This is a genomic window from Candidatus Pelagibacter sp. HIMB1321 (assembly GCF_900177485.1).
Taxonomy (GTDB): domain Bacteria; phylum Pseudomonadota; class Alphaproteobacteria; order Pelagibacterales; family Pelagibacteraceae; genus Pelagibacter.
The window spans coordinates 365841-386029 of record NZ_LT840186.1; the positions used below are offsets into that span (position 1 = coordinate 365841).

Genomic DNA, 20189 nt, shown 5'->3' on the forward strand with positions numbered 1-20189 from the left:
TAATTAAAAGAGTAATTTCATGGATCTTCTAGCAAAATCAGATGAGGAGATTTTTGCTATAGCTAAACCTATTTGGGAAAATTTAGTAAAATCATCAAATCTTAAAGATTATGGTGGTTTTACTAGAGATTTTTCTACTCAAATGTTGTTTGGGGCCAATGAAGTAGAGCTTGGTAAGCAATGGGCTAACAATAAATTAATAGTTAACCTAAAAGAGATGTATGAGCCTTTCGGTACATTAAGAAGAGGAGATCATATAACTATTCTTATCAAGCAGCTGAATACAGAGATCCCAGGGGAATTTCTTGGCAGATTGGTTCTTGGTGTAGAGGATGGGATTGTCAAAATTTTTGGTGCAACTATCTATTAATAAAAAAATTTTTATTTAATTATAAATTATTTGACAAATAACTTTGTGGGTGTATTGACCTCCATAAATGCAATTATTTCAAAATAAATTTCTTAATAAAATATTAAACTTAAAAACAATAATCATCAAAACTAGTATTTTTGCAGGATTAGCTGCATATTGGGGTGTGATTTTAGTTGGCACTCTTATAACTTTTAGTTAAGTTATTTTTAAGTTTCACAAATAAATTTAATGGAAGTCTTTCTACCTATAGCTCAAGTTTCAATTAGCGCTATTGAAATTTTATTACTGAGTGGAATTGTAGGTGTTTTATCGGGGCTGTTCGGTGTTGGTGGAGGTTTTTTGATGACACCTTTCTTAATATTTTTAGGTGTGCCTCCTGCATATGCAGTCGCAAATGAAGCAAATAACATTTTAGCTACCTCTGTATCAGGCTCAACAACTCATTATTTAAAAAATACTTTAGATTATAAAATGGGTTTCATGATTGTTATTGGTGGATCAATTGGAACTTTACTAGGCATTTATACGTTTAGTTATTTCAAAGGGATAGGTAAAATTGATACTGTTATATCTTTAGCTTACATGTACATCCTTGCAATTATAGGAACCTTGATGCTTGTTGAAAGTTTAGGCGAGATAGATAATTCAAGAAAAAATGCTTTAATTAAGAAAAAATTACATGTTCATTATTGGATACACGGTCTTCCATTTAGAATGAGATTTCCAAAATCTAAATTGTATGAAAGTATTTTTACACCAATCATTATAGGTCTCATGGTAGGATTTATTGCTGCAATAATGGGAATTGGTGGGGCATTTATTTTAGTTCCAGCTATGATTTACATTATAAAAATGCCTACTAAATTAGTTCCCGGAACTTCATTATTTGTAACAATTTTTGTAAGTGTAATTGTTACATTTCTTCATGCATTTAATTATGGATCAATTGATTTAGTTTTAGTTTTTTTACTTGTAGTTGGATCAATTATTGGAGTTCAGTCTGGACAAAAACTTGGTGAAAAAATTAACAGTTCTGGCTTAAAAGCTTTATTGGCAATTTTATTATTAGCTGTTGGTATAGCAATTGCTTATGATACCTTTTTTGTTGAACATGTTGAAAAAGAAATAAATCAAATAACTAATAATGAATTAAATGCATTATCAATGTTAGTACAAAAATTCTCTAAAGAAATGCCAATTGTATATAGTTTGTTTTCAATATTTTTTGCTGTTGGACTTGGTATTGCTGCTGCATTTATTAGAAGATTTATTTCTGATTTAAGAAAGAAGCATTTTTCAAAAGCTTCTTAAAAATTTTCTTGAAGACAATTTAGAAGACTAAATAAGCTATATTAATAGTTATCAAACTTACTAAACCAACTGTAGTCATAGCAATAAAACCAACCACAAAAGGTTTGTATCCCATTGTTTTCAAACCTCTTAGATTAGTAGATAAACCAATCGCGGCCATAGCCATTGTGAGAAAAACTTTAGAGCTAGATTTTATAATATCAACTGTTTGAGACCAATTTTGTGATGAAGTAGTATCTAAAAATAAATGGTCACCAATATTTCTAAAAATGATCATCCCAACAAATCCAAGCACAAAATAAGGGAAAATTTTAATTATAGAATAATTTTTTTCTTTAGCCTCACCTCTATTATAAAGATATGCAAACAAAGGTATCATAATTACCAAAAATGTATTTCTAATTAGTTTAGTTACCGTTGCAATATTGAGTGTTTCTGGACTATTGAACTGTTGATCATATATTAATCCTGCAGCTGCTACTTGTGATGTTTCATGGATAGATGTGCCTAAAAATAATCCAATCTGCAAAGGATTACTTTCAAAATAATAGTTAGCAAAATATGGATATATCAACATTGATAAAATTCCAAAAACAGTAATATTTGCTATTGCATAAGAAATTTCATTTTTTTTGGCTTTAATAACTGGAGCGGTTGCCATAATTGCTGTTGTTCCACAAACTGTACTACCAATTGAAATCAAATAAGCCATATGTCTTGGAATTTTTAGCTTCTTAATAAGTAATTTAACAACAACTAAAACACTTATTATGCAAATTATAATAAGTGGAATTGCAATTTTACCAAATTCTAAAAATTCAAAAGGTTTAAGTTGAATACCTAAACAAATAATTCCTAATTTTAATATATATTTTTGCGTAAAATCTAATCCAATACTTGTCATTTCTCTGACTTGGAAAATATTTCCAAAAAATATACCAATTAAGATAGCAATCATTGCAGTTGAAATTGGGCTCTTTTCGTACCCAAGTAGCTCAATTCCAATTATATTATTGAAACCTTGAGATAGGGTATAAAGAACGAAAGCGAGAACTATACCCGGTATTACTACCAAGTATTTATTTTTTAACATTAATTTTGATTATTAAGTTCTAAGCACTTCTGTAAAGCTTAGTCATAACAAATTCTTTATGACCTAAAGCTTCAGCACAAGTTAATCTTCCGTTAGCTACTCTTAACATTGATTTAATTAATTCATCTCCAGCTTGATCTAAATTCATCTCTCTTGATAGAATTTTTGATACATCACAATCAATGTGTTCTCCCATACCAGCTACTGTTATAGGGTTTGCTGTTAATTTCACAACTGGTTCAATTGGGTTTCCAACAATATTTCCCTGTCCTGTTGGAAATAAATGAATGTTAAATCCAGCTGCTGCTTGAAGTGTAATACACTCTGCCGCCGCAGAAGAAGTATCCATAAAATATAAACCTTTACCTTTTGTAGGTTCTTCTGCTGGTTCTAAAACATCAATAAATTTTCTAGACCCAATTTTTTGGAAATTACCGAAAGCTTTTTCTTCAATAGTTGTTAGTCCACCTGCAATATTTCCAGCTGTTGGTTGACTTTCAGACAAATCATCTGTCGCTTCTTTTAAAATGAAATCATTATAATCGCTCCATGTTTTCATAAACTTGTCAGAAGCTTCTTTAGTTGCACCTCTTGTAGCACAAACTTGTTCAGCACCTGTTAATTCAGATGTTTCACCAAAGCATAAATGAACTCCTAATGGTTCTAATTTATCCATTAGATTTCCAACTGTTGGGTTTGCAGCTAATCCTGATGTTGTATCAGACTCTCCACATTTCACAGAAATCCATAAATCACTTAATGGACATTCTTCTCTTTGTTTTTCAGATGCCCACATTGCAAACTCTTGAGCTTTTTTAGAAGCTTTCATAATTGTTCCAATATCACCGGTTCTTTCAATATGAAATCCCTCAACAGGTTTTCCAGTTTTTGCAATTTCATCGACAATTCTTTTTGTCCATTTAGGCTCAATACCAATTACAATTACAGCAGCTACGTTTGGATTTTTACCTGTTCCAATAATAGTTCTAAAGTGTAATTCTAAATCTGCTCCAAATTGCAATCTTCCATAAGAATGAGGAAGAGCGATCGTGCCTTTAATATTATTTGCAACAGCTTCAGCACATGCATTTGAAATATCATCAACAGGAAGAATGATTACATGGTTTCTAGTACCAGCTCTTCCATTTTCTCTTTTATAACCTAAAAAACTTTTTGGGATTTCCATAATTTCCTACCACTTCTTCGTTTTAACATTATGAACATGAACATGCTCACCTTTTTTAATTGATTTAACCACTTTACCAATATCATGGCCATATTTTAGAATAGTATCGCCTTCCTTTAGGTCGATCATTGCAATTTTATGCCCTAAAGGTATTTCATCCACAGATTGAATATTTACTGTTTTATCATTTTCCATTATCCAGCAAGAACAATCCTGTTTTGGTGTAATTTTTTCTATTACAACAACACCTACGTTGTCTTTTTCATCATGTATAATTATATCTGTAGCCATATTTGTGTCGATTTGTTTGTTTGAAATTTTGAAAATCTTATATATTAATCACACAGATTAACAAATTAATTTTTATAAATTTTACATACAGAATTAAAAAGAAAATATTAAGGAGAATAATTTATGGCTAAAATGACAACTGAAGAAGCTTTCGTAAAAGTTTTACAAATGCATGGAATTGAGCATGCTTTTGGTATTATTGGTTCTGCATTTATGCCTATATCAGACATCTTTCCTGATGCTGGAATAACTTTTTGGGATGTTGCTCATGAAACTAACGGTGGATTGATCGCAGACGGATACACCAGAGCAACTGGAAAAATGTCAATGGTTATTGCACAAAATGGTCCTGGTATAACTGGATTAGTTACTCCTATTAAAACTGCGTATTGGAACCACACGCCTTTATTATTGGTAACACCTCAAGCTGCAAATAAAACTATGGGTCAAGGAGGTTTCCAAGAGGTTGAACAAATGAACTTATTTAAAGATATGGTTTGCTATCAAGAAGAGGTAAGAGATCCATCAAGAATGGCAGAAGTGTTAAATAGAGTTATTGAAAAAGCTATTAGAGGATCAGCTCCAGCTCAAATAAATGTACCAAGAGATTATTGGACACAAGTTATTGATATTGATCTTCCACCAATTGTAAGACTTGAAAGACAAAGTGGTGGTACTGATGCAATTATGAAAGCAGCTGATCTTTTATCAAAAGCTAAGTTTCCAGTAATTTTATCTGGAGCAGGTGTTGTAATTGGTGGTGCAATAGAAGAAACAAAAAAACTTGCTGAAAAATTAGATGCACCAGTATGCTCAGGCTACCAACACAATGATAGTTTTCCTGGAAGTCATCCTTTAGCCGTTGGACCATTAGGTTATAATGGTTCAAAAGCAGCAATGGAGTTAATTTCTAAAGCTGATGTTGTTTTAGCACTTGGAACAAGATTAAATCCATTTTCTACATTACCTGGATATGGAATTGATTATTGGCCAAAGAATGCAAGCATCATTCAAGTAGATATTAATCCTGATAGAATTGGATTAACTAAAAAAGTAACTGTCGGAATTAGTGGTGATGCAAAATTAGTTGCAACGCAGATTCTTGAAAAACTTTCTTCTGGTGCGGGCGATACAGATAGACAGGCTAGAAAAGATTTAATTCATCAAACTAAATCTGCTTGGTTACAAAAACTTTCAAGTCTTGATCATGAAGATGATGATGAAGGAACGGTTTGGAACAAGGAAGCAAGAGAGAGAGATGCTGATAGAATGTCTCCAAGACAAGCATGGAGAGCAATTCAAGCTGGTATGCCTGATGACGTCATTATTTCTAGTGATATTGGAAACAATTGTGCAATTGGAAATGCTTATCCAACATTTGAAAAACCAAGAAAATATTTAGCGCCAGGATTATTTGGTCCATGCGGTTATGGTTTTCCAGCAATTTTAGGAGCTAAAATTGGTTGCCCCGAAACTCCAGTTATAGGATTTGCTGGTGATGGTGCTTTCGGTATCAGCATGAATGAAATGAGCTCATGTGCCAGAAAAGAGTGGCCAGCAATTACAATGGTAATTTTTAGAAATTACCAGTGGGGAGCTGAAAAAAGAAATACTACTTTATGGTTTGATAATAATTTTGTTGGAACAGAACTTGATCCAGAATTAAGTTACGCAAAAGTAGCTGATGCTTGTGGATTAAAGGGTGTTACTGTTAGAACAATGGAAGAAACTACAAATGCAATCAAGCAATCTTGTGAAGATCAAAAAAAAGGAATTACAACATTTATTGAAGTAATTCTAAACCAAGAACTTGGTGAACCATTTAGAAGAGATGCAATGAAGAAACCAGTAAGAGTTGCTGGTATCAATAAAGCAGATATGAAAAAACAACCTTCTTTGGTTTCTTAAAGACTACTATATTTAGAGTAGTTATTATAAACTTACTTAATGGAAGTAAGTAATGATAAATTCTGTTCTTGGATTAATGATCTTGATCCAAGAACAAATATAAAATCTCTTACAAATGATATCAATTGTGATTGGTTAATCATTGGCGCAGGTTTTACAGGATTATCAGCCGCAAGAAAATTAGGAGCAATACATCCAAATAAAAGCATCACTTTAGTTGATGCTCAGTTAGCAGGAGAGGGTGCAAGTTCTAGAAATTCAGGTTATTTAGTTGATACAACACTTAATGATGGGTTTACTTCTGATAAAGATTTAGAAAATTATAAAAAAAAAACAGATATATATAAATTAGGAATTGAAACAGTTAAAAAGTTTATAAAAGAATATCAGGTCGACTGTGATTTGTATGAATCTGGAAAATATTACGCATCTTCCAAATTTGAAGATAAAAAAATTTTAGAAAATTTCTCAAAAACATTATCAAACTTAGATTTTGAAAATGAATTATTATTTAACAAAGATCTAAAAAAAAGATTAGGAACAGATTTTTATAATATTGGCCTGTATACAAAAGGTGGAATTTTATTACATCCTGGAAAATTAGTAAGAGCAATGATTGATACGCTGCCAAGTAATGTCAATCTAATTGAAAATTTATTTCTGATTAATTGGAAAATTAATAAAGATAAAATTATTTGTGAATTTAAAAAAGGAACAATAAAAACAAAAAAAATTATATTTGCTACAAATGGATTTTTAAAATCTCTTGGTATTAAAAAAAATTATAACTTTCCATTAACGTTAACCGCAAGTATGACAAGGCCTTTGAGCGATAAAGAATATGCAAATATAGGAAGTCCAAAGGAGTGGGGCCTTTTGTCTGTTCGACCTATGGGTGCTACAGTAAGAATGACTAAAAATAGAAGAATTCTTATAAGAAATACTGTTGAAGTTTTAAATCCTTTTCAAATGTCAAAACTAGAACTGGAAAAAAGAACACATATACAAAGAATTGGAATTAAAAAAAGATTTCCTCAACTACCAAATGATATCATTGAGTCCACTTGGTCAGGTATTGTTTCAAGAACAAGAAATAGTTCACAAATTTTTGAGAAAATAGATGATAATATATTTGTAGCTGGGTGTTATAATGGATCAGGTATTGGAGTTGGAACATTGTTTGGAGAACAAATTGCAATTAAAGCTTCTGAAGAGATCTCAGAAGAAATTAAAATAATAGAACAAAAGAAAAATCCAACGTGGTTACCACCTGAACCCTTTTTGAATATAGGTGTAAAAACTAGACTTTTTTACGAGCGTTTGAAATCAAGTTCAGAAATTTAGTTTATAATTGCTTTTGCAACACCCAACTTATCAATTTTGCCAGCATAAAGACCTCTTCCTTTTATTGGCACAACACCCACTGTTGAGCCGGTGAAAACCCAAAAGTCTTTTTCTAAATTAATCTTATCTTTTTTAATCTTATTTAATACAAATTTTAAAGAATTGATTGGGTTGATAAAAACTGTATTGGTATTTCCATCAACACTTTGATTGATTTTTTTATTTTGAATATTTGTTTTTAAATTACCAATATTAATTTTTTTATACTTTTTCTTTTTACCTACTAGAAATCTAACATTGGCTCCAAAGTCACTGCACAAATCTCCAAAGGATGTAATGCCTTTCTTTTTTTGTCTGTAACCAACGACCTCGATACAAGGTGCCATATAGGAAATAAATTTTGAGATATTTTTGGCAGTAATTGAACCTTTAGATGAAAAAAAAGTTTTTTTAATTTGATAACAAACTTCAAGCTCAATACCTAATGTGCCTTTGTTTATTTTTACTTTTCCTCCACTTTTAACAACATTTCTTTTATAAATAGATGCATAAAAAGGTTCTTTTTCTTTTAATTTTTTCATAACAGGAATACCTGTTCCAGCTGCTTTAAAACCTACAATTGGCTCTTTTATTTTACTTTCACAAAGCTTTCTAAACTTTTGAGCGTTAACTAATTTTTTTGAATATTGTCTTGGAATTGGACCTATCAATTTATTTTTTAAAAAAGCATTAACTAATTTGTCTGAAGCTTTTTCGATAAGAGTTTTTTTCATAAAAATAATAATTAGTTTATAACTGTCATTGGATCAAGTCTTGTTTGAAACCAATTAACTCTAAAATCTAAATGAGGTCCAGTTGATCTTCCTGTGGATCCTACGGTTCCAATTATATCACCTTGATTAATTTGATCACCAACTGAAACTAAAATATTTTCTAAATGAGAATAGATAGTAGAAATTCCATGTCCATGATCCATTATTATAGTTCCACCAGTATAGTATAAATCTTTTTCAGCCATTGTTATCACTCCTCCCCCTGAAGATTTAATTGGAGTTCCTTTTTTGGCAGCAATATCTATTCCATAGTGAGGCCACTTTGGTTTGCCATTTAAAATTCTTTGGCTACCATATACACCACTAATTATTCCATCAACTGGCATTATAAACTTATCTTTAAAAAAAATCAGATCAGAATTTATTGCTCTTGCTTCACCAATTTTATTATTTTCTTCTTTAATTCTTTTATAAACAGATTCAGGAGGAGTTACTTTATTTTCAGGTAATCCATCAATTCTTTGAATATTGTATTTTCTTTTAAAAATTTTTTTTATAAATATATCTTTTTTGTTATCTAAAACTTTAGTTATTTTTAAATCAAACTTTCTATCTCTATCAATGCCAAATACAAAATATCCTTCATCTGAGACTTTGACATTTTTTTTATCTATAATAATTTTTGCATTTGGATCAGTTTTACCAACAATAAAATGACCTTGAAAAAATTTACCAGTAAATTCAATTGATTTTGCTTGGGAGATAATTATTAAAAAAAAGAATAAGCTTTTATAAATTATTGAGCTGTCCATCCACCATCGATTAAAATTGATGTACCAGTTATCATTGAAGATGCAGATGATGCTAGGAAACACACAGTGGTTGCAACATCGCTTTCTGTTGCGAGTTTGCCCATTGGAATTCTACTTAAAGCAGATTTTTTAAATTTTTTATTTTTAAAAAAATTTTTTACCATTGGAGTTGCAACGAATGTAGGTGCAACAGTATTTACGCGTATATCATGTTTAGCAAGCTCTACTCCCATACCCTTTGTGAGACCTTCTATTCCAAATTTAGTCATATTATAAACATTTCTGCCCTCACAACCTACATGACCAAGCTGAGAAGACATATTTATAATTGAGCCAGGTCTTTTTTTGTTTTTAAGCATTTTTTTTACTACTAATTGTGCAACATTAAATGCAGCTTTTAAATTAAGGTCTACTAAGTAGTTCATACTTTTTTGTTTAACCTGTGCAAAAGGTTCTGGCAAATTTGTTCCAGCGTTATTTACTAAAATATCTATTACTTTTATTTTGTCTAATTTTGATTTTGTTTCTTCGTAATTCATTACATCACAAAGAATTTTTATTGTTTTTCCTTTTACTTTTTTTATTTCTTTTTCTAATTTATCCAAATCTGATTGAGTTCTACTTAAAGCAATAATAGTTGCACCAGCTTCAGCCAATGCAATAGAGCAGGCTCTACCCAAGCCTTTTCCAGCACCTGTTACAAGTGCGTATTTATTTTTAAGACTAATTTTTTGTAAATACATTTAAAAAAGTAATACTTGAATATCTGTTTTAATTAAATCAATAGCAACAATTAAAATTGCTAACAAGCCAGCCCATGCTATCCATCTGTACTTTTGTATCCATCCAGAAATTAAATTAGCAGCTGTCGCCATTAGGATTATAGAAAGCAACAATCCAAATACAAGTAATCCATAATGTTCACCTGCGGCTCCTGCTACACCAAGAACATTGTCTAAACTCATAGTAAAGTCAGCTAACAATACTGTCCATATAGCCTTTATAAAACTAGAATTATCAACTTTAATATCTTCTTCTTTACTAGCGCCTTTAATAACATCTACATAAAGTTTGTAGACAATATATAAGAGTAAAATACCTCCAATAAGTCTAAGACCAGGTATTTGTAATAGATATGCTGTTAATAGAGTAAGGATTACCCTTAAAATAATTGCTCCACCAATACCCCAAAAAATTACTTTTTTTCTTTGTTCAACTGGAAATTTGGATGCAACCATTCCAATAATTATTGCATTGTCACCAGCAAGAACTAAATCAATTAATATAATTTGTGTTAAAATTGCTAATTGATCAGGTGAGAATAATTCAGATAGCATTAATTTTGTAATATCATATCTGCACCTTTTTCAGCAATCATAATTGTTGGTGCGTTAGTATTACCAGAAGTAATATTCGGCATTATCGATGCATCAATTACTCTTAAATTTTGAATGCCTCTAACTTTAAGTTTTTCATCAACCACTGACATTTCATCTTGACCCATTTTACAAGTCCCAACAGGATGAAAAATTGTTTGAGTAAAGTTCGATCCTTCTTTAACTAATTCTTCATCATCAGTAATATGTACTCCAGGTCTATATTCTTCTGGTTGGTATTTTTTAAAAGTTTCAGTTTCCAGCATTATTTTACGAACTATTTTTAGTCCTTGGGCTGCAACTTTTCTATCATCATCAGTTGATAGATAATTCATCTTAATTTTCGGATAATCTCTACTATCTGAGCTAACAATATTAATTTCACCTCTGCTAGTTGGTCTAACATTTGCAACTGTTGGCGTGATACCTTCAAAATCATGCATTGGAGTTACTCCTAAAATATCTGTACTTACAGGTGAAACGTGAAATTGTAGGTTAGGTGTTGCTCTTGAAGGATCGCTTTTTGTAAACCCACAAATTTGACTAGCACCCATTGTAACTGGACCACTTTGATTTAAAATATATTCTAAGCCCATCATAAATCTACCAAACAAGCTCTCCACTTTTCTATTAAGAGATTTCAAATTTTTAACTTTATATACGGGTCTAAACATTAGATGATCTTGTAAATTTTGACCTATACCATCCAATTCGTGAATTACTTCTATACCATTTTTTTTAAGTTTATTAGAGTTACCAATTCCTGAAACTTGGAGTATTTGAGGTGAACCAATAGCACCAGCAGACAATATAACTTCTTTGTTAGCTTTAACGGAGACAACTTTATCTCCTTGATAATAGCTTGCACCTATCGCTTTTTTTCCTTCAAAATTTATTTTTTGAATATGGGCTTTAACTACAATTTTTAAATTAGGTCTTTTTTTTGCAGGATTTAAATATCCTTTTGCAGCGCTGCATCTTAATTTTAATCCAGGTTTATTAAAGCTGGTGGTGAATTGAAAAAAACCTACACCATGGTTATCTCCAGTATTAAAATCATTCGTTTTCGGAATTCCAAATTCTTCTGCAGCATTTTCAAATTCGTTAAGTAACTTCAAATTGATCTTTTTATTAGCAACAGTTATAGGTCCGCTATCATTATGAAATTCACTTTTGCCTAGCTCATTATTTTCAGATTTTAAAAAGTAAGGTAAAACATCGTCCCAACTCCATCCTGTATTGCCTAATTGTCTCCAAATATCATAATCTTCTTTTTGACCTCGAACCCATAAAAGTCCATTAATAGAGGAGCTACCACCTAAGGTTTTTCCACGTGGATATCTTATTGATCGATTATTCATTGTTTCATCTGGCTCAGTTTTATAACACCAGTCTACTTTTGGATTATGCATTGTTTTAAAATATCCAACTGGAATATGAATCCAAGGGTAAGTATCTTTTCCACCAGCCTCTAAAAGTAAAACTTTATTATTAGGATTTTCGGATAATCTATTTGCCAAAACACAACCTGCTGAACCGGCACCTAAAATAATATAATCAAAACTGTCCATAAATAAACCGCTTATAATAATATTTGATCAAAATGCTAGTAAATATAAGCTTTATAAATTTTTTAAGTACAATTTTAATACTTGTATAGCTTTCTGTTTTTTGAGAGGGTATTGACTTTATTAATAAAACTAAAGAGGAAATTAAGTATGAAAAAAATCATATCATTATTTGTAGGGACTCTTCTTTTAACTGTCATGACAGTTACAGGAGCAAATTCTGCACAAACTCTTAAGTGTCAAACCGTAATTAGTGCAAAAGCTGATGAAGTGAAAATGTTAAAAGATTTTACAGATACAGTAACTGAACTAACACAAGGTTCACTTAAGTTTGAAATTATGCCAGCAGGAGCAGTAGTAGGTGTTAAGGAAACTCTTGATGCAGTTGATAAAGGATTAATCGATTGTGGTTTCGCTTGGACTCACTATTGGTCAGGTGATCACCCAGCAGCTATGTTATTTGGATCTCCAGTAGCAGGTGCAGGTGTTGGTATTGATAACTTAGCATTCTTATCTTGGTTCCAATATGGTGGTGGTAAAGAACTTTACGACCAATTATGGAGCGAAATGGGAAGAGACATTAAAGGTTTCATGCTACAACCAGTTGGTCCAGAAGCTTTAGGTTGGTTCAAAGAGCCAATTAATAGCATGGCTGACTTTAGAAAGTATAAGTTCAGAACTCCCCCAGGAATTCCAGGACAAACTTATAAAGATATTGGTGTAGCTTCTGTAGCAATGGGTGGTGGAGATATTCTTCCAGCTCTTGAAGCAGGAACAATTGATGCTGCTGAATGGTGTTGTCCAAAACCAGACATGACATTCGGTTTCCAAAAAGTTCTAAAACATTACTATCTACAAGGTCTACACCAAGTAGTAGTAAATGCTGACTTCTACATTAATGGTAGCAAATATAAGAAAATGTCTGCTATTGAGAAGAAAGCTTTAGAAGTTGCTGCGAATGCATCTCTATCAAAATCAATGAGTTACAGAATATACGAAAATGGTAAAGCATTAGCTGAGCTTACAAATAAGCACGGTGTTATTTTGCATGATACTCCAGCTGACTATTTCCCAGCGTATATGGCTGCTGCAAAGAAAAGTTTAGAAACAAATGCTGCTAAAAATCCTTTCTTCAAAAAAGTTTGGGATTCACAAAAAGCATTTGCTGATATTGCAGTACCATTCTGGTCTGGAGCTCAAATGTCTAATGCGAAGCTAGGAATGGCTCACGCAGCTACTTTAAAATAGTAATTAGATAGATTATAAAATATAAACTGAAGCGAAATTAATTTTTCGCTTCAGTTTTTTTTAAGGAATTATTATGTCAGATGAGCCATCTAAATTAGATATAACAGATGAAATGATCGCTGAAAGGCGAGGTGGTTCAGGTAAAATGCCTGACGACATGCCAAAATGGATGGCATCAACAATAACAAAAATTGATTTATTTAATAAATGGGTAGGTAATGTTGTTTGCTGGATAACAGTCCCTTTAATACTTGCTATGGTTTATGAAGTATTAGCAAGAAAACTTTTTACAGCCCCTACAATGTGGGCTTATGATTTAAGTAGATTTATGTATGGAGCTCTTTTTATGCTTGGTGCAGGTTATGCATTATCTAAAGGTGTTCATATTCGAGCAGACTTTTTATACAGAAATTTTAAAACTAAAACTCAGGGGCTAATAGATTTTTGGTTATATCTGTTATTTTATTTTCCTGGATTAATAGTTTTTTTATGGATGACAACAGGTTTTGTTCAAGAATCTATTATGAGAGGTGAAAGAGGAATGGATACTGCTTGGATGCCTTTAATGTGGCCAATCAAAGCTTGTCTATGGTTTGGTATATTATTTTTACTTATTCAAGGAGTTTCAGAGTTATTAAAAAGTTATTGGGCATCTACTAGAGGTAAATGGCCAGGAGATGATGAATAGATGTTAGCTGAATTTATAGATCCTGCTGTCCTAGGTTTCATTTTAATTGGTGTAATGCTTTTTTCAATTTTTGTAGGATTTCCAATTTCATTTACATTAATTTTTTTAGGTTTTGTATTTGGTTATCTTGGATTTGGTAAGTTAGTTTTTTATTTGATGACCTTGCAATTCTCAATGGTCATGACCGAACAAACACTCGCCGCCGTCCCACTCTTTGTCTTTATGGGAATAATGATGGAACAATGTGGTTTGATGGAGAGATTGTTTTCAGCATTTCAACTAATGTTAGCTAAAGTAAGAGGTTCTTTATATTATGCAGTCTTATTTGTTTCTGTAATTTTTGCAGCAGCAACCGGTATAGTAGGAGCTTCAGTGACTATACTTGGAATTATGGCCGCAAAGTCAATGAATAAATCTGGTTATGATGTAAAACTTGCAGCTGGAACAATTACAGCAGGTGGAACTTTAGGTATTTTAATCCCGCCAAGTATTATGCTTGTAGTTATGGGGCCAATTATGGAAATCCCAGTCACTGATTTATTTGCAGCAGCAATTATTCCAGGAGTTTTATTAGCAACCCTATACGCTGCATATACAACAATTAGATGTATTATTAATCCAAAACTAGGTCCAGTTCTTCCACCAGAGCTTAGAGCTACGAGTATGAGAGAAGTATGGATTGAATTTTTCTTAGGTTTAGTTCCACCAGCTGCTTTAGTTTTTGCTGCTCTTGGAAGTATTTTATTCGGATTTGCAACACCAACAGAAGCTGCGGGTTGTGGTGCGATGGGTTCTTTATTGTTAGCAATAGCTTATAAAAAATTGACATTCAAAAAACTACAAGACTCTTTAGTTAAAACTTTAGAAATTTCTGCTTTGATAATGGTATTAGTTGCTGCTTCAAATTTCTTTGGAGCTGTTTTTTCTAGACTAGGAACTCCGATACTTTTAACAGACTTTTTATTAGGTCTTGAGATGAATAAATATCTTATTTTAGCAATTGTAATGGTAATGATTTTTTTATTAGGTTGGCCATTAGAGTGGGTGCCAATTGTGATGATTGTAGTACCGATTATATTACCATTAATAGAAGCTTTAGGATTTAACTTAACTTGGTTCGCTATACTTGTTGCTGTTAATTTACAAACCGCCTGGCTGTCCCCACCAGTAGCTCTGTCAGCATATTTTTTAAAAGGTGTTGTCCCTGAATGGGATTTAAAAGATATCTATTATGGAATGATGCAATTTATGGTCATTCAGGTGATAGGTTTGGTTTTAATAATAATATTTCCTAAGATAGCTCTTTGGCTACCATCCTATCTATATGGACAGTAAATAATATTAGTTTAGTATTTAATAAGTGAGTCAAAAAAAATCAGCTGAAAACATAATTAATTGGGAATTAGTTGCAATCAACCCAAACAATAAAGTTTGGAATTGGAAAGATTTATTTTATTTCTGGGGTGTCAATGTTCAAAGTGTTATAGGATTCTCATTAATAGCTTCTCTATATACTATCTATAGCTTAAATTTTTTTGTAGTTTTTTTTGGGACTTTATTAGGCTCACTACTTGTTTATTTTTTTTCTAATTTAATAGGCAAACCATCACAAAAATATGGATTACCTTTTGCAACAATTTTAAGAACCTCCTTAGGGTATGGTGGAGCAAGATTTTTTGGATTTATGAGAAGCATTGTTGGGATTTTTATGTTTGGTATTCAAACATATTTTATCTCTAAAGCCATTAGCTATCTAATTAGAATATTGATTTTCAGTATTGATAATTCTTTTTTAGATAAGGATATATTTCTAATATTTTTACTTGGTTTAAATATTATTGATTGGTTTTCGCTTATTATGTCAATCATTTTTCAAACTTACTTATTTAGTAAGGGAATGGTTTTTAATAAAAAATTGATAAAAATTTCAGCTATTTCGGTTTATAGTGGAATGATAATTTTTTTTGGTATTGTTTTGTTTTCAGATACAAAACTAGCGATAAATGCTTTTGTACAAATATTAGATTTTAAAAATTTTATTAATCTTAATAATTTTTTTCCATTGATAACTGTGGCTGGAACAATATTTGCATATTTTTCAATTATCATAGTAAGTTATGGTGATTTTTCGCGATATGTAAAAAATGAAAAACAATTAAGTTATGGAAATATAAGTTTATTAATTAATTTAATAATATTCTCTTTTTTTGCTGTATTTATTGTTACAGGATCAGACGTTTTTTTAAATCAACAGTTCGAGGATATTGATAGAATATTTACAAATCCAACAGATATAATCGGTAAACTTAATAATTTACAAATAACAACAATTGTGTTGTTTTTTATAATAATTGCTTCAGCTTCAACAAATTTAGTAGCAAATCTTATTCCCTCTCAATACTCATTAATTAATTTTAAACCGGGAAAATTAAATTTAAAATCAGCTAGTTATACAATAGGTTTATTAGGATTTATTGTTGCTTTGCTCTGGCCAACTTTATTAAGTCAAGTTGGTATACTTTCATTTGTGGATACTTTTGGATCTTTTTTTGGACCTATCTGCGGGGTTATGATTATTAACTATTTTGTAATCAATCATTCTAAAATTAATATAAAAGATATACATTTAGCATCATCTAAAAGTTCATTTCATTTTTCAAATGGCTGGGACATAAAAGCATTATATTCAATCTTAATTGGTTTTATATTTTCATCTTCTACAATTTGGAATTTGAACTTAATGTTTTTACAATCTTATGCATGGATTATTGGTGCTTTATTTTCATCATTAACTTATTATTTGTTAAAAAAAAATTAAATAAATGAACAAAAATAATTTTAATTTTAAAGGAAGAACTGCAATTGTAACAGGCGGAGGGCAAGGTTTTGGCTTGGATGTTGCAAAAAGATTTTTAGAAGGAGGTGCTAAAGTCATTATTTGGGATATTAATCAAAATCTTTTAGATGAAGCTGTTAAAGAATTAAATAGTGAAAACTTAACTTCACAAAAGGTTGATATTTCAAATTATAAAGAAGTTGAAGAAACTGTTAACGGCATTACCTTAAATAACAATATTGATATTCTTATAAATAATGCTGGTATCACTGGACCTACAGGCCCTCTCTGGGAATACGATGTTGAAATGTGGAAAAAAATAGTTGATATAAATTTAGTAGGAACCTTCAATTGTTGCAGAACTATTGTTCCAAATATGATTAAGAATAACTATGGAAGAATAGTCAATGTAGCATCAGTAGCTGGTAAAGATGGAAATGCAAATGCAAGTGCTTACAGTTCAGGTAAAGCTGGAGCTATCGGTCTAACTAAATCACTTGGAAAAGAATTGGCTGATAAAAATATTGCTGTAAATGCAGTTACACCTGCTGGTGCAAAAACCCGTATTTTAGAACAAATGAGCAAAGAACATGTTCAAAGAATGCTTTCAAAAGTTCCTAGAGGAAGATTTTTAGAAATATATGAATTTACCTCACTTGTATGCTGGTTGGCATCCGAGGAAAATTCTTTTTCTACAGCAGCAGTATTTGATATTAGTGGAGGAAGATCTACCTATTAGATTATTGGTGCAAAGATTATGAATGACCAATAAATGATTAAAATAAAAGCTGTAATTGTCTGCATATACTTTAATTAATCTTTTAATTTGTATATTGATTGTCGAAATTTTGTCAAAAACATGTATTAGAAATTTAAAATGAAAAATATTTTTAAAATACTCTTTCTAATAACACTCTTCTCAGGGCCAGTAGTAGGAGAAAATATTTATATATTTGATTTCACAGAACAAGAGTTATCTGAATTAGATGTTAGAAAAGTTAGAGGTGCAGACAATAATACGGTTTATACTGTTGGATCTAATGAAAGTGGAAATTATTTAAAAGCTGTAGCAAATAATGCTGCATCAGGTTTAGGTAAAGAGATTAAAATAGATCTAAATAAAACGCCCTTCATTAATATAACTTGGAAAATCGAAAAAGATTTATCTGGAATAAAAGAAAATACGAAAAAAGGACATGATTTTGCAGCTAGAGTTTTTGTGATAAAAAAAACTGGAGCTACGCCACTTTCAAATAGAGCAATTAACTACGTGTTTTCAAGCAATAATGAAATAGGATTTAATTCACCAAGTCCATATACTAAAAAATCAATTGATAATGTTTTGGCTAGTACAAAAAAAAATCCTGATGAGTGGGTCACAGTAAAAGCAAATGTTAAAGAAGATTTTAAAAAGTTTCATGATTTAGATGTGAATGAACTAGATGGGTTGGCAATAATGTCAGATACCGACAATTCAAAAATGAAAGCAATAGCTTATTATCAAAATATATACTTTTCAGAGAACTAATTATAATTTTAAGAATTTTTTCATAGCTATATTTAATATAAATAAAATAACAGCAACCAAAACATCTTCCAGAGGACTAGCATTAGGAAAACCAAAATTCCACGCAATAACCATTATTAACCATATTACAAAAATATTCATAAAATCCTTTTATATTACAAAACAATAAAATAATAATGTAACAAATATATTTAATATCATGCATGAAAATTTTTTTCACAAATTAAAAGTTTATTATGAAGATACAGACTCTGGTGGTGTGGTTTATTATGCCAATTATCTAAAATTTTTAGAAAGAGCAAGAACAGAGTCGCTATTTAAAATTGGTTTCAGTAACAAAATAATTAAAGAACAGTTTAAATCTTTAATTATAGTTAAGTCATGTAACATTGAGTATAAAAGGTCTGCATATTTAGAAGATGAATTAACAATAAGATCTTTTGTAAAATCAATAACAAAAACCTCTTTTTTTATGAATCAAATAATTACAAGAGGAGAAGACATAATCGTTGAAGCTAAGATACATTTAGTTTTTGTAAGCACAGAAGGCAAACCAGTTAAAATTCCTCAAGAGATTTTTTTAAAATTCAAACCTTATTTTTGTGACACTATTAAAATTTAGCAAGATTTTTTGCTTTATAGAACAATCGATTTAACTTGTTTTGATTTATTAATCTTGTATTAACATTCCTAGGACTTGGATGATATGAAGGTATCAATATACGTCCATCAGGTAATTTATATTTTTTACCATGTTTAAAAACAAATTTAAGTGTTATTGGATATTTTTTTTTATAATATTTTATACAATTATCAAAAGCTACTTTGCCAAGAGTAACAATTACTCTTAAATTTTTCAAAAATTCAAGCTCAGAGCTAAAATAATGGGAGCAGTTATTAATTTCAATATTTGTAGGTCTATCATCGGGAGGGACACATTTTAAAATATTTGTGATAAAAGTTGATTGTAATTTCAATCCATCATTTAAATTCTTTGAAAAATTTTGATTTGAAATTTTTGTTTGATAAAGAGTTTTAAAAAGAAAATTACCAGATTTATCTCCAGTAAATGCTCTACCAGTTCTTGTACCACCGTGTGCTGCTGGTGCTAATCCAATTATTAACAATTTTGCATTTTTTTCACCAAAACCAGGAACTGGTTTACCCCAATACTTCTCATTAATATTTTGTTTTCTTTTTTTTGTTTTTATTTTTTTTATGAAATTAATTAATCTTGGACATTTTTTGCATTTTATTATTGTATTATTTAGCTTTTTAATTTTAATGTTCATTGATGAAAATTATTAAATTTATATTTATTATTTTTATTATTCTATCATCATCTCTTAAAGCTGAAATAAATAATGATTTATTAAATACTCTTAAGGACGGAAATAAATTAATATTTATAAGACATGCTTATGCTCCTGGGGGTGGTGATCCTGATAATTTTGATATTAAAGATTGTAGCACTCAAAGAAATCTAAGCGAAAGTGGGCGACAACAAGCTACCAATATTGGTAATTTTTTTATAAAAAATAAAATACCTTTTGAAGCAGTATATTCCAGCGAATGGTGTAGATGCAAAGAAACTGCTGAAATTGCATTTAAGAATTTTAAAACAAAAAGTTTTCTAAATTCATTTTTTAGTCAAAAATTTGCAAAAAACAAAAAGAAACAAATTACAGATTTAAATAAATTTGTAGGAAATTTAAAAAGTTCCGGAAATATAGTGTTTGTAACGCATTATGTTTTAATTTCAGAAACATTAAATTACGCTCCAAGTTCTGGAGAAATAGTAATAGCTGATAAAGAATTTAATAAGATTGCTAGTTTTGAAATTGAATATTAAAA

Annotated in this window: 22 protein-coding genes; 13 read left to right on the forward strand and 9 right to left on the reverse strand. The window is 30.4% G+C overall.

The window, feature by feature from the left end; translation table 11 throughout:
- Positions 1–19: 19 nt before the first annotated feature.
- From B9N70_RS01940 to B9N70_RS01945, 3 genes are all read left to right on the forward strand, one after another.
- On the forward strand, positions 20–370 hold the full coding sequence (locus tag B9N70_RS01940) for a hypothetical protein (protein ID WP_085114130.1): 351 nt from the start codon (positions 20–22) through the stop codon (positions 368–370).
- Between the two features lie 67 nt (positions 371–437).
- The gene (locus tag B9N70_RS07130) at positions 438–572 is read left to right on the forward strand and encodes a hypothetical protein (protein ID WP_255372279.1); all 135 of its coding nucleotides are present in this window, start codon (positions 438–440) and stop codon (positions 570–572) included.
- 29 nt (positions 573–601) lie between these two features.
- Positions 602–1684, forward strand: a complete 1083-nt coding sequence (locus B9N70_RS01945) for a sulfite exporter TauE/SafE family protein (protein ID WP_085114131.1) — start codon at positions 602–604, stop codon at positions 1682–1684.
- Positions 1685–1703: 19 nt separating this feature from the next.
- On the opposite strand, the gene B9N70_RS01950 is transcribed toward B9N70_RS01945, so the two are convergent.
- The 3 genes from B9N70_RS01950 to B9N70_RS01960 are packed head-to-tail and all read right to left on the reverse strand — an operon-like array spanning position 1704 to position 4254.
- Complete coding sequence (locus B9N70_RS01950) at positions 1704–2777, reverse strand: YeiH family protein (protein ID WP_085114132.1); 1074 nt, start codon at positions 2775–2777, stop codon at positions 1704–1706.
- A 19-nt stretch (positions 2778–2796) separates the two neighbouring features.
- Positions 2797–3963, reverse strand: coding sequence for a UxaA family hydrolase (locus tag B9N70_RS01955; RefSeq protein WP_085114133.1), 1167 nt, complete (start codon positions 3961–3963; stop codon positions 2797–2799).
- A 6-nt stretch (positions 3964–3969) separates the two neighbouring features.
- A complete protein-coding gene (locus tag B9N70_RS01960; RefSeq protein WP_085114134.1) occupies positions 3970–4254 on the reverse strand; it encodes a UxaA family hydrolase in 285 nt (94 codons plus the stop codon).
- A 123-nt stretch (positions 4255–4377) separates the two neighbouring features.
- Here B9N70_RS01960 and xsc point away from each other — a divergent pair, with 123 nt between their 5' ends.
- Both xsc and B9N70_RS01970 read left to right on the forward strand, forming a co-directional pair.
- Entirely contained in the window at positions 4378–6162 is a 1785-nt protein-coding gene (gene xsc, locus B9N70_RS01965; RefSeq protein ID WP_085114135.1) for a sulfoacetaldehyde acetyltransferase, read from the forward strand.
- A 39-nt stretch (positions 6163–6201) separates the two neighbouring features.
- Positions 6202–7506: an NAD(P)/FAD-dependent oxidoreductase gene (locus B9N70_RS01970; protein WP_085114136.1), complete on the forward strand. Its 1305-nt coding sequence runs from the start codon at positions 6202–6204 to the stop codon at positions 7504–7506.
- Here B9N70_RS01970 and B9N70_RS01975 read toward each other — a convergent pair.
- The 5 genes from B9N70_RS01975 to B9N70_RS01995 are packed head-to-tail and all read right to left on the reverse strand — an operon-like array spanning position 7503 to position 12038.
- Positions 7503–8279 carry a fumarylacetoacetate hydrolase gene (locus tag B9N70_RS01975; protein WP_085114137.1) on the reverse strand — a complete coding sequence of 259 codons (777 nt, stop codon included), beginning with the start codon at positions 8277–8279 and terminating at the stop codon, positions 7503–7505. The genes B9N70_RS01970 and B9N70_RS01975 overlap by 4 nt on opposite strands.
- An 11-nt stretch (positions 8280–8290) precedes the next feature.
- Positions 8291–9091 (reverse strand): M23 family metallopeptidase, encoded by an 801-nt coding sequence (locus tag B9N70_RS01980; protein WP_085114138.1) that lies wholly within the window; start codon positions 9089–9091, stop codon positions 8291–8293.
- Entirely contained in the window at positions 9076–9834 is a 759-nt protein-coding gene (locus B9N70_RS01985) for an SDR family NAD(P)-dependent oxidoreductase (protein ID WP_085114139.1), read from the reverse strand. The genes B9N70_RS01980 and B9N70_RS01985 overlap by 16 nt, the downstream gene beginning before the upstream one ends.
- Positions 9835–10428 (reverse strand): TerC family protein, encoded by a 594-nt coding sequence (locus B9N70_RS01990; protein WP_085114140.1) that lies wholly within the window; start codon positions 10426–10428, stop codon positions 9835–9837.
- Complete coding sequence (locus B9N70_RS01995) at positions 10428–12038, reverse strand: GMC family oxidoreductase (protein ID WP_085114141.1); 1611 nt, start codon at positions 12036–12038, stop codon at positions 10428–10430. Before B9N70_RS01995 ends, B9N70_RS01990 begins: the two co-directional genes overlap by 1 nt.
- A gap of 147 nt (positions 12039–12185) precedes the next feature.
- Here B9N70_RS01995 and B9N70_RS02000 point away from each other — a divergent pair, with 147 nt between their 5' ends.
- The 7 genes from B9N70_RS02000 (at position 12186) to B9N70_RS02030 (ending at position 18957) form a co-directional block, all read left to right on the forward strand.
- Positions 12186–13283, forward strand: coding sequence for a TRAP transporter substrate-binding protein (locus B9N70_RS02000; protein WP_085114142.1), 1098 nt, complete (start codon positions 12186–12188; stop codon positions 13281–13283).
- A 73-nt stretch (positions 13284–13356) separates the two neighbouring features.
- Positions 13357–13971: a TRAP transporter small permease subunit gene (locus tag B9N70_RS02005; RefSeq protein ID WP_085114143.1), complete on the forward strand. Its 615-nt coding sequence runs from the start codon at positions 13357–13359 to the stop codon at positions 13969–13971.
- Positions 13972–15306 carry a TRAP transporter large permease gene (locus tag B9N70_RS02010; RefSeq protein WP_085114144.1) on the forward strand — a complete coding sequence of 445 codons (1335 nt, stop codon included), beginning with the start codon at positions 13972–13974 and terminating at the stop codon, positions 15304–15306.
- 25 nt (positions 15307–15331) lie between these two features.
- Complete coding sequence (locus tag B9N70_RS02015; RefSeq protein WP_085114145.1) at positions 15332–16789, forward strand: cytosine permease; 1458 nt, start codon at positions 15332–15334, stop codon at positions 16787–16789.
- A 4-nt stretch (positions 16790–16793) separates the two neighbouring features.
- Positions 16794–17546 carry an SDR family NAD(P)-dependent oxidoreductase gene (locus B9N70_RS02020; protein WP_085114146.1) on the forward strand — a complete coding sequence of 251 codons (753 nt, stop codon included), beginning with the start codon at positions 16794–16796 and terminating at the stop codon, positions 17544–17546.
- A 138-nt stretch (positions 17547–17684) separates the two neighbouring features.
- Positions 17685–18335 (forward strand): DUF3047 domain-containing protein, encoded by a 651-nt coding sequence (locus B9N70_RS02025; RefSeq protein WP_085114147.1) that lies wholly within the window; start codon positions 17685–17687, stop codon positions 18333–18335.
- Between the two features lie 199 nt (positions 18336–18534).
- A complete protein-coding gene (locus B9N70_RS02030; protein WP_085114148.1) occupies positions 18535–18957 on the forward strand; it encodes a YbgC/FadM family acyl-CoA thioesterase in 423 nt (140 codons plus the stop codon).
- Here B9N70_RS02030 and B9N70_RS02035 read toward each other — a convergent pair.
- Entirely contained in the window at positions 18947–19627 is a 681-nt protein-coding gene (locus tag B9N70_RS02035; RefSeq protein ID WP_085114149.1) for a uracil-DNA glycosylase, read from the reverse strand. The genes B9N70_RS02030 and B9N70_RS02035 overlap by 11 nt on opposite strands.
- 2 nt (positions 19628–19629) lie before the next feature.
- Here B9N70_RS02035 and B9N70_RS02040 point away from each other — a divergent pair, with 2 nt between their 5' ends.
- Entirely contained in the window at positions 19630–20187 is a 558-nt protein-coding gene (locus B9N70_RS02040; RefSeq protein ID WP_085114150.1) for a histidine phosphatase family protein, read from the forward strand.
- Positions 20188–20189: the final 2 nt, after the last annotated feature.